Raw genomic sequence first — 10,521 nt, forward strand, 5'->3', positions numbered from 1 at the left:
GGGCTGCCAGCTATCGAACTGACCGCCCATATGCCGATCAGGAAAGAGTGATCACGCGCGGGTCAAAAGGCATGGCGTACAGTGTTTCGACATCTGCGGCCCGCCTGTCAATCACGGCGCGCTGGTTAATGTATCCCTTATCTGTGATCTCCCCTGCCTCGATACTTGGCGGTTCAGCCAGCACGAGCGCCCGATAGGGGCACTGTGACGACCCGCCGCCCTCGCTGCGGAGCGCATTGAGCGCAGCGCCGATCTTGGATGCCGCCTCCTCCACAGACAAGGCTTTAAGTTGAGGGCTCGGGAAAATCAATACACCGAGTTCATCGCGATCGTGTCCCGTGATCACTACATCCTGCGCAAACGGGGCAAGCGCCGAGACAATCTTCACCCTCAGCGTCCCGACGGACACCCATGTGCCGGACGTTAGCTTGAAGTCTTCAGCAACGCGGCCATTGAAGACAATGCCCTTTTCCGGGTGGTTCTCGTCGACAAGGAAGCCAGCATCGCCAATACAGTAGAACCCCTCTTCATCAAAAGCTTGGGCCGTTTTTTCTGGCGCATTGCGATAGCCGGGGAAGACTGAGACACCCCGAACACGCATCTCCAACTTGCTGCCGTTTGGCACGAACTTCAACTCAACGCCTGGCAGGGGCAAACCGACAACGCCGGCACGCTCGAGCCACCAGTGCGGATTCGTTGCCACCGGAGCGGTTTCCGTGGAACCCCAGGCGGTGGTAAACCAAACCGGTCGCCCACGCACGCGACGCGCCAGCGCATCCAGCCTCTCCCACGTCGACTGAGGTAGGGCAGCACCCGCGTAGAACACCATTCGGATACGCTTGAAAAAGTCCCTCGCCAACGACTCGTCCTGCTCAAGTAAGGGCAGAATCATGTCAAAGCCGCGGGGCACGTTGAAATACAACGTCGGTTGAATCTCGCAAAGATTGCGCACGGACTTTTCGACTTGTCCTGGCAAGGGTCGACCTTCGTCAATGACCATCGTGCCACCGTTGCGCAGAATCATGTTCATATTGTGATTGCTGCCGAATGTATGGCTCCACGGCAACCAATCGACGGCGATCGGCTTCTCGAGCTCAAGAAAGCGCCAGACCTGCGCAATCATCTGCTGATTGGCACACAGCATCCGGTGCGTGTTGATCACCAGCTTGGGCTGGCCACTTGAACCCGATGTCAGCAGATACTTGGCGGTATCGTCTGGCTGAATCGCATTGAAGGCCTCCATGACGGCAGGACGCTCTACAGCGCGGGTCAGTTGATCGAACGCGAGTGCGCCTGGGTAGTTGTCGGCGCCTCGGCTAAACACTGTCACCGGCCGCAACCCGGAGCTTGCTAGAGGCGGCCCGTAGACCGAGGCATCGGACGCATACACCAGGGCCGGCGAAAGTGACTGGAGAATGCCGTGAATCTTTCCAAAATCCTTCGCGAGCCGGCAATAGGCACTGGAAACACTGCAGATCGTACGCCCGACATGCATGGTCGCAAGCATGAGAAGCGCATGATCAATCGCGTTATCCGAAAGCACAACAATCGGCTGCTCTGCAGGCAGTTCGAGGTCAATCAAACTCTGCCCGATGGAACCGATCAGCTTCCGTAGTTCTCCGTAACTGACACGCCGCCACTGCCCATCTGGATCACGCTCTGCAATGGCTATCGCGTCTGGCGTCTCCGCAGCCCAACGCTCCACCCATTCTCCAATGCAACGCGCGTAAGGCTTGAGTGGTTCTGGAGACTTCAAAATGAATGTCCCGTCTCCACGATCGATCTTGATTGTGCGCGGCGGCGCCAGTGAATCGGCATCGATGAATTCCCCAGTGCTCATTGTGGTCTCCTGTCTTATATAGAGTCATTGGCAAGCGGACGCTACAGATTCACTGTGGCCAGAACACGCCAGGAATCACGCACTTGCGCTGATACGAATGGTCGGTGGAGGCAGCTCGTGGGGTGCGGGGACCTCGGTGTGCCTAGGCTTGAGCAACCGAGGACGTACTCCGCATCGCAGCCTCAGGCAAAGCAATCGATGGATAACGCGCCAGGATCGTTACGTATCCTCAGTACGGCCTGTTCCACCTCTGGCAGTAAATAGGCATAGTAGAACTGAGCCGTCTCGATCTTGTTCGCATAGAAGGGGTTCTCACTTTGCGGTTGCTTGCGCGACGCAACTGCCGCAGCACGGGCCCATGCCACAGCAAGCATTGCGTGCCCCAGCATGCGAAGTACGTCGGAGGCAACGCGATATGGATAAGCGGTGTCTTCACCTGTACGCTGCGCGACGAAATCAACTGTCTCGAGCATCGTCGCTGACAATGCTGAAAGCTTGTCGGCCATAGCCTGGAGTCGCTCATCATTGACCGCCTGCTCCCTGCACTCGCCCAATGCTGTCTCAACAAGAATTTGAAGGGGTGCGAGATCCGGGCGCTTCTGCAGAAGCTTTCGAACCAACAGGTCGATGGCTTGTATTCCTGTCGTCCCTTCATAGATTGGAAGAATGCGGGCATCGCGTACAAACTGGTCGATGCCCGTCTCGCTGATGAAGCCATGCCCTCCATGGATTTGTAGAGCGAGGGACGTGCATTCCTGCACGTTCTCGCATAAGAATCCCTTCAGGATCGGCGTGAGTAGCGCAACCAGCTCGGCTGCCTCGCTGCGTACAGTCGCGTCGGGATGTCGCTCCGAGCGATCCATTTCAAGCGCGCTCCAGTGAATCAACACTCGTGCACCCTCGTTGTACGCTTTCTGCACCATCAGCATGCGTTGAACATCTGGATGGTCGCAGAGTCGCGAAGGACCATGCTCAGCTGCGGCGGAGCCCGTCGCCTTGCCTTGCCGACGCTCCAAGGCGTAAGCCAGTGATTGCTGATAGCTGGCCTCCCCGAGACCCACGGCCTGCGCCGCACACATCAAGCGAGCGGCATTCATCATATGAAACATGGAGGCCAAGCCACGATGAGGCTCTCCTACCATCCATCCTTGTGAGGCTTCGAAGCGCAGCGAACACGTGGCGCTCCCACGTAGCCCCAGCTTGTGCTCGACACCATCACAAAACACCCCGTTCCATTGACCGTCTTCCGTGAGCTTTGGCACGAGGAACAGGGACAACCCCTTGGTTCCCTCCGGAGTTCCAGGCAATCGAGCCAATACGAGATGTGCGATGTTCGCCGTCAGATCTTGATCACCTCCGCTGATAAAGATCTTGGCCCCTGAAATCGAAAACGAACCGTCGGGCTGCGCAACGGCCCGCGCTCGAATCAGGCCGAGATCAGAACCAGCACCAGGCTCCGTCATCGCCATCGTTGCAAGAACGCTGCCGTCAAGAAGGCGCGGCAACCAGCGGGCCTTCAACCCCTCCCCGGCCCCATTCCGCAGGCATTCAGATGCGCAGTAGTTGATCCCAGCGTACATGGCGAACGCGTGTGACGCGCCGCTCAATAGCTCGATCAGAATGCTAAAAGTGACTCGCGAAAGCGCCTGGCCACCGTAACGCTCTTCGGCACAAAGCGTAGACCAGCCTTGCTCTCTGAATTCTTCGTACGCCCGTCGAAAGCCAGGAGGGGTCGTTACACGTCCCTCCTCGAAACGACACCCCTCCATATCCGCGACTCGATTCAGAGGCTGCACTGCCTCGCTTGCAAAGACCCCTGCCGCCTCGACAATCTGGCGCAGGGTGGACTCATCCAGCGCGGCTTGCGCGCCCATCGACGCAAAGTGTCGCGTTACATCCAACAGTTCGAATAGGACGAAGTTTTGGTCCGCGCCCGGCGCTCGAAAGGCCATCCCTCCCTCCTCTTACCGCGGTGCCAAGCGGATGGCGCCGTCCAATCGAATCACTTCGCCATTGAGATAGCGATTGATCACGATATGCCGGACCAGGTCAGCAAACTCGGACGGGTCGCCAGTACGTCGCGGAAATGGGATGGCGGCCGCCAATGATTCCTGGACCTCTTGCGATGCGGCTTGCAGCAGAGGCGTTTGGAAGATGCCGGGCGCGACGGACATCACCCGGATACCAAGCTGTGCGAACTCTCTGGCCAGTTGAATGGTGAGCGATACGATACCCCCCTTTGAGGCTGCGTACGCTGACTGACCAATCTGGCCTTCGTAGGCCGCCACCGAGGCGGACGACACGATGACGCCGCGCTCGCCGTCGCCACTGTCTGGAAGTCCCGCCATGTCGGCTGCCGCCAGGCGGATCATGTTGAAGGTGCCGAACAAGTTCAGGCTCACGATTTTCATGAAGTCATCGAGCGGCATCGGGCCGGCCTTTCCGACAACGCGCTTTGCAGGCCCGCCACCCGCACAGTTCACGAGAATCCGCGCGGGGCCGTGGGCCTCACGCGCTGCTGAGACAGCAGATTCCGCGCTCGCGGGATCGGTCACGTCGCACGCCAATGCGAGACCGCCGATTTCGTCGGCAATCCGCTTCGCGCCATCGACATTGATGTCCAAGAGCGCCACGCGAGCGCCCTGGCTGGCAAGGTGGCGGGCAGTCGCCGCCCCAAGCCCGGACGCGGCACCTGTGACGAGTACGGGAGTAGCTTCCAGCTTCATTGCGTCAAGTCCTTTGAAAGTCGATGATGGTCAGCAGCAGTCACCGTCTTTCTGGGACGGTGGTTGCAGCCGCCGGTATGCCCCAAGCTCGCCTTCACGATCGAGCCCCAGAAGACGAATCGCGTTCTCTTTAAGCACCAGCGGTTTGACTTCCGGTTTGATCGGGAGCCCTTCAAAATCCGCCAGCCAGCGATCCGGCGTAATCACTGGGAAGTCCGATGCAAAAAGCACCTTGTTCTTCAGCAACCCATTGATGTACTGAATCAAAATCGGGGGGAAGTACTTTGGCGACCAGCCTGACAGGTCGATGTAGACGTTCGGCTTGTGGGTAGCCACCGCGAGCGCGTTCTCTTGCCACGGAAATGAAGGATGAGCGATCACAATCTTCATATCCGGAAAATCGACCGCGACGTCGTCCAGGTAGATTGGGTCCGAGTACTTCAGGCGAATTCCGCCGCCCGCTCGCATGCCGGCACCAGCACCAGTCTGGCCGCTGTGGAAAATGGCTGGCAGGGCGTACTCCGCAATCACCTCGTAGAGGTCATATGCACTGCGATTATTGGGGAAAAACGCCTGCAGCGACGGGTGGAACTTGAAACCTTGGACCCCATACTCCGTGATGAGCGTTTTTGCCTCGCGTGCTGCCATCTTTCCACGCCTGGGGTCAATGCTCGCAAAGGGAATGAGAACGTCGCTATTCGCGGCGGCCTCCTCCGCAATCTCCTCATTGCGTATCCGGATCTGCCCCGTTGCGCTTTCAGTGTCAACGGCAAAGATGACCGCCATCATCTTTCTGGCGCGGTAGTAGGCTGCCGTCTCCGAGATCGTCGGCTTCGGCATTGCCTGTTTGAAATACTGCGCCATCGCGTTGTCAAACTCGATTGCAACGGGATCGGGCGGATTCCGCGTTGACACCATGGCATGCGTGTGCACGTCAATGGCGACCACATCTTGGAGATTCATGGGGATATCGTCTGAAGGTTGATACAACCGCTAACGCTGATTTGCACTGATCGATTGAGATCGTTGTTAGCCAAATCAATGCCCTTCGACAGCGTCATTCAGGCGTGACTTTTGCGGCTCGTTTCTCAAGGAATGCGCTAATACGGGAGTGCGCCTCCTCCTCCGCCTCGGTCACACCGGCCATTAGCGCTTCGGTTAACAGCCCGTGCTCCATCGTCTGTTCCGCAATCAACGGCAGTGCATGCATGATGGCGAAATTGGATACGGCGGCATTCGACGCAACATGCTCAGCCAGTTCGAGCGCCTTAGCGAGCCCCTTACCGGGCCGCATAACATAGTGCACCAAGCCCATACGAAATGCATCTTCGGCACCGTAGACCCGGCCTGTCAGCATCATCTCCATCACCCGAGAGAATCCAATCAGCTTCGGGATACGTACCGAGCCGCCGCCCCCGAGAAAAATGCCGCGCTGACCTTCAGGCAAGCCAAAGTAAGCTGAATCTTCAGCAATTCGGATATGCGCGGCGGAAGCCAGTTCGAGGCCACCACCGATGACAGCCCCTCGCATCACGCAGATAACCGGGATCCGCCCGAATTGAATGCTCCGGAATGCTTCATACCATTGTCGCGAGTGATAAACGCCCTCCGCCGCTGTGACCGATTGGACCTCCGCGAGGTCTAGGCCAGCGCAAAAATGCTCGCCACGTGCATCGAGAATGGCCACTTTGACCGTATCGGGGAAAGACTCAAAAACAGTCTTCAGCTGGCGAACGGCCGACAAGCTGAGCGCATTCCGTTTATGAGCGCGATTCAGCGTTACCCGCGCCACCGATTTATTAATTTCGACCGCGACCAACGCGTCGTCGATCGAATGTGATCCGTCCATATACCTCTCCCTTAAACGCACAATCGTTGCCTACCCACTGCTCGGCTTGACTCATGGCGAGCTATCTTGAGCAGGCGGCTTGAGTTCGTGCGAACTCCCCCGGCCGGCCAAGTCGCTTCGGTAGGTAGGCCCCTCGGCTCGCTACACATCGCGTGAATATGCCGGGTAATCGTTACCCTGTATATGTATACTATGCAGGACTGCCGCCGAGAGGCAAGCGCGCGCAACTAGGTGGATTCCCTACTCTTGATTGACCAGGAAAGGCGGTCGACTTGACCGATGCGACCGTACGGTTGGAATGAGAAGGGACAGGCTCAATTTGCTGCCGCGCTGCAAAGCAACGGCAGCGCAACCGGAGCGCTGCCCGGCTTTGGGAAGCGCTGCGGCAATTGGCTGATGACTGATCAGCACCGCGCTGTCTATCGGGATGGACGGACCATTTGGCACGGTCCGACACGGGCGCCTACGTTAGCTCTTCTGGACGAAAGAGCACTTCGACTCGGACAGCGGCTTGAATGCCACCGCACCTGGAATCGTTTCGCGAACGAAATAGTAGTCCCAGGGGTATTTCGAGTCCGATGGTTTCTTAACCTCAACGAGGTACATGTCGTGAACCATCCTGCCATCCTGGCGAATTTTGCCGTGGGTTGCGTAGAAGTCATTGATTTCTCTTGACTTCAATGCCTTCATCACCGCATCCGAGTTGTCGGTGCCAACGGCGTCTACCGCCTTCAAATAGTTGGTGACTGCAGAATAGACGCCCGCATGAACCATGTTCGGCATCACCTTCGCCTTGGCAAAGAACCGCTTTCCAAACTGACGGCTTTCGTCGTTCCGGTCCCAATAGAAGCCCTCGGTGAGCAGCATCCCTTGAGCAGTTTCAAGGCCCATGTGATGAACATCATTGATGTTGACCAATAGGCCGACCAGCTTTTGACCTGACGCCCCTAGCCCGAACTCGCGCGCACCTTTGATCGTATTCATCATGTCGGTCCCGGCATTTGCCAAACCGACAATGTCCGCTTTGGATGCCTGCGCCTGCATGAGGAACGAGCTGAAGTCGGATGTGTTCAGGGGGTGCTTCACGGCACCGAGAACCTTGCCGCCGCTGGCACGGACGACCCCAGCCGCGTCTGCCTCAAGGGCATTCCCAAATACATAGTCAGCGGTCAAGAAGTACCACGTCTTGCCGCCTTGCTTGACCACCGTGCGCGCCGTGCCGTTCGCCAGTGCGTAGGTGTCGAAGGCATAGTGCACGGTGTATGGAGAACACTCTTCGTTCGTCAGTCGGGTGGAACCGGCGCCAACGTTCATGTTGATGCGCTTCTTCTGGTCCGCCACGCGGGCGACAGCAAGAGCAACTGACGAGTTAATAACGTCGGTCACCATATCGACGGCGTCAGTATCAAACCATTCGCGTACCTTGGTTGCCCCCAGATCCGCCTTGTTTTGATGGTCGGCCGTGACGAGCTGGACAGCCACGCCCCTCACCTTACCGCCGAAGTCCTCGATGGCCATACGTGCCGCGATGACCGATCCCTGACCGCCCGAGTCCGAGTAAATGCCATTGAGATCCGTGAGTACGCCGATTTTCACTGCTCCACCGCTGAAGGAACCGGCCTCTGCGAGCGCGTGTTCTGATACCGCCAGCACTGCCATACTCAAAACGCAAGCCTTGATACACGCCCATTTCATCGTCGCCATGCTTTTGTCTCCTTGGTAAGAACGCACTGCGTCAATATTCTTGGCATGCCCCCCTTTGCGCTGTGGGCATCTTTAGCAACCGCGCGCCAGCATTACAACAAACGCAATCTCCGTAACTGCGCGGAGAGGTCGCTCGCTACGCGAGCTCGGGCGCAGAACGGGATCACCAACTCAGCTGTGAGGCGGCATTGAGACAGTGTCGGGATATCCGGGGAACTAGCGACCGGCGCAGTGACCGCAACTCCAGCCAGTTCCCGGCCGTACCGACACACGAGCCGTCGTCAGATCATCGGCACGTCTAGTTCGTGGATGGGTGCCTGTTCGGATTTTTCAGCGACTGCCTTTTTCGACGGCAGCGAATCCTCACGAATCATGTCGGCAGCTTTTTCCGCGATCATGATGGTCGTTGCATTCGTGTTGCCCGAAATGATGGTCGGCATGATGGAAGCGTCGACAACTCTCAGCCCGTCGACGCAATGGACTCGCAGGCGCGAATCGACGACGGCAAGAGGGTCGCTTCCCATCTTACAAGTACCGACCGGATGAAAGATCGTTCCGGCCTGTTTGGAGATGCCTTGGATGATTTCCTCGTCGCTTTGGAGATTCACGCCGGGCGCGAACTCCTCAGGCGCGTAGCGGCTCATTGCAGAAGACGCACACACTTGGCGCACCTTCCTCAACCCGGCAATCGCCTTCTCCCGATCGGCCTGCTGCGTGAGGAAGTTCAAATGGATCGCAGGAGCATCAAGGGGGTTGGCGCTCTTCAACTTGATTTGTCCCCGGCTCTCCGGATGCAGCAGACAGACACTTGCCGAAAAGCCCGCAAACTTATGCGGAGGATCGCCCACCGCGTCATATGTCAGCGGATAGCAGACAAATTGCAGATCCGGCGTTGCGCGCGATACGTCACTCTTAAAGAATGCCGTGACAAGGGCGGGCGGGATGGTCAACGGCCCCCTCCGGTGCAGCAAATACTCCCACCCCATCTGGAGCCGTCCCCAGAGACTTGAAGCTTGCTGGTTCAGCGTCGTGGTATTGCGGACCCGATACATGGTGCGCATCGCCAGATGGTCCTGCAGGTTTTCACCAACACCTGGCAAGTGATGAATGCTGCGTATCCCGAGCTCCTGAAGGGCAGCGCCATCCCCGATTCCAGATAGCTGCAAAAGTTGCGGCGAGCCGACCGCCCCACACGCCAAAATCACCTCGCGTTCGGCGCGGACGAAGACATCTCTTCCGCGATGCTGCAACTCGATGCCGGTCGCCCGTCGCCCATCGAACCGGATGCGCTTCGCCACAGATTTCGATAGAACCGCGAGATTCGACCGACGACGGGCAGGTTTGAGAAACGCGCGAGCGGTACTCATGCGGAACCCACCCTTCTGCGTGACCTGAAAGTAACCGGCACCCTCGTTCTCGCCTGCATTGAAGTCGGCAGTGCGCGGTATTCCGCACTCAACAGCGGCAGCACAGAAGCTATCGAGCACGTCCCATGACGCGCGAAGATCTTCAATGCGCAGCTCCCCCCCAACACCATGGGCCTCACTCGCGCCGCGCGCCTGGTCCTCTGACTTCTTGAAGTAAGGCAGCACGTCGTTCCAAGCCCAACCCACATTTCCCTGCGCACGCCACCCGTCGTAATCTGCAGCATGTCCGCGGATGTAAACCATGCCGTTGATGGAGGACGAACCGCCAAGTACCCGTCCACGCGGATACTTAATGCTGCGTCCGCTAAGGCCAGGTTCTGGTTCAGTACGGAACCGCCAGTCCGTTCGAGGGTTGTCGAAAGTATAGAAATATCCGACCGGGATATGAATCCACGGGTACCAATCCGCGCCACCCGCCTCGATCAGACACACCTTGACATTCGGATCGGCAGAGAGACGATTGGCCAGAACACATCCTGCCGATCCCGCCCCAACGATGATGTAGTCGAATCGCCCTAGCAAAGCCTCTTCCATTGTCTCGATCTCTTTTATTTACTGATGCAAGGTGGCAAAGAATCTGGGTACTGTGATCTCAACCCACAAACAGAGAGAGCCTGAGCCAAGCCGCAACGCGTCCAGCCACCCATGCAAGGCTATCTGGCACCCCATTTGAAGCGAAGGCTAGCAAACCGCTCCAGAGCTCACCAACGAAAGTTGCTCATAGCGGATATGAGTCAGGACGAAGCGAGGCGCTCCCGTCAGAAATCGAAAAACCTTGGGAAGACCGAGACGACGACAAGACCTTGCACTGGCAGCTGACCTGGAGCGACATCTTCTCATGCTCGGTATGAAGAACTGTCGTTTGCCGGCTTTCACGCATTTTTATAGCCTTTGGCCCACACCGGTCGAACATGCCCTCGTCTTTATCGCGGCGTGCCTCGATCACCATGACTATTGGCTAACAAGGAGACAACG

Annotated in this window: 7 protein-coding genes; all 7 read right to left on the bottom strand. The window is 57.8% G+C overall.

All coding sequences use genetic code 11. The features are described from left to right. Positions 1 to 37: 37 nt before the first annotated feature. The 7 genes from AC3WLF_RS30575 to AC3WLF_RS30605 all read right to left on the bottom strand — a co-directional run bounded on the left by AC3WLF_RS30575 (position 38) and on the right by AC3WLF_RS30605 (position 10,080). Positions 38 to 1,840, bottom strand: coding sequence for a feruloyl-CoA synthase (locus AC3WLF_RS30575; protein WP_492359274.1), 1,803 nt, complete (start codon positions 1,838 to 1,840; stop codon positions 38 to 40). A gap of 182 nt (positions 1,841 to 2,022) precedes the next feature. After that, positions 2,023 to 3,792, bottom strand: coding sequence for an acyl-CoA dehydrogenase family protein (locus AC3WLF_RS30580; RefSeq protein ID WP_492359275.1), 1,770 nt, complete (start codon positions 3,790 to 3,792; stop codon positions 2,023 to 2,025). A gap of 12 nt (positions 3,793 to 3,804) precedes the next feature. Further along, positions 3,805 to 4,566 carry an SDR family NAD(P)-dependent oxidoreductase gene (locus AC3WLF_RS30585; RefSeq protein ID WP_492359276.1) on the bottom strand — a complete coding sequence of 254 codons (762 nt, stop codon included), beginning with the start codon at positions 4,564 to 4,566 and terminating at the stop codon, positions 3,805 to 3,807. 30 nt (positions 4,567 to 4,596) lie between these two features. Continuing rightward, entirely contained in the window at positions 4,597 to 5,529 is a 933-nt protein-coding gene (locus tag AC3WLF_RS30590) for an amidohydrolase family protein (protein ID WP_492359277.1), read from the bottom strand. A 94-nt stretch (positions 5,530 to 5,623) separates the two neighbouring features. Next, a complete protein-coding gene (locus tag AC3WLF_RS30595) occupies positions 5,624 to 6,415 on the bottom strand; it encodes a crotonase/enoyl-CoA hydratase family protein (RefSeq protein ID WP_492359278.1) in 792 nt (263 codons plus the stop codon). Between the two features lie 468 nt (positions 6,416 to 6,883). Next, complete coding sequence (locus AC3WLF_RS30600; protein ID WP_492359279.1) at positions 6,884 to 8,119, bottom strand: ABC transporter substrate-binding protein; 1,236 nt, start codon at positions 8,117 to 8,119, stop codon at positions 6,884 to 6,886. A 281-nt stretch (positions 8,120 to 8,400) separates the two neighbouring features. Then, positions 8,401 to 10,080: a GMC family oxidoreductase gene (locus tag AC3WLF_RS30605; RefSeq protein ID WP_492359280.1), complete on the bottom strand. Its 1,680-nt coding sequence runs from the start codon at positions 10,078 to 10,080 to the stop codon at positions 8,401 to 8,403. Between the last annotated feature and the right edge of the window lie 441 nt (positions 10,081 to 10,521).

Source organism: Cupriavidus sp. FW306-01-F10A, from assembly GCF_058782785.1.

What these genes read in the sequence shown, in the direction of transcription:
- AC3WLF_RS30600 (WP_492359279.1), bottom strand. Translation starts at nt 8,119, where the DNA reads ATGGCGACGATGAAATGGGCGTGTATCAAGGCTTGCGTTTTGAGTATG.
- AC3WLF_RS30575 (WP_492359274.1), bottom strand. Translation starts at nt 1,840, where the DNA reads ATGAGCACTGGGGAATTCATCGATGCCGATTCACTGGCGCCGCCGCGC.
- AC3WLF_RS30580 (WP_492359275.1), bottom strand. Translation starts at nt 3,792, where the DNA reads ATGGCCTTTCGAGCGCCGGGCGCGGACCAAAACTTCGTCCTATTCGAA.
- AC3WLF_RS30595 (WP_492359278.1), bottom strand. Translation starts at nt 6,415, where the DNA reads ATGGACGGATCACATTCGATCGACGACGCGTTGGTCGCGGTCGAAATT.
- AC3WLF_RS30585 (WP_492359276.1), bottom strand. Translation starts at nt 4,566, where the DNA reads ATGAAGCTGGAAGCTACTCCCGTACTCGTCACAGGTGCCGCGTCCGGG.
- AC3WLF_RS30590 (WP_492359277.1), bottom strand. Translation starts at nt 5,529, where the DNA reads ATGAATCTCCAAGATGTGGTCGCCATTGACGTGCACACGCATGCCATG.
- AC3WLF_RS30605 (WP_492359280.1), bottom strand. Translation starts at nt 10,080, where the DNA reads ATGGAAGAGGCTTTGCTAGGGCGATTCGACTACATCATCGTTGGGGCG.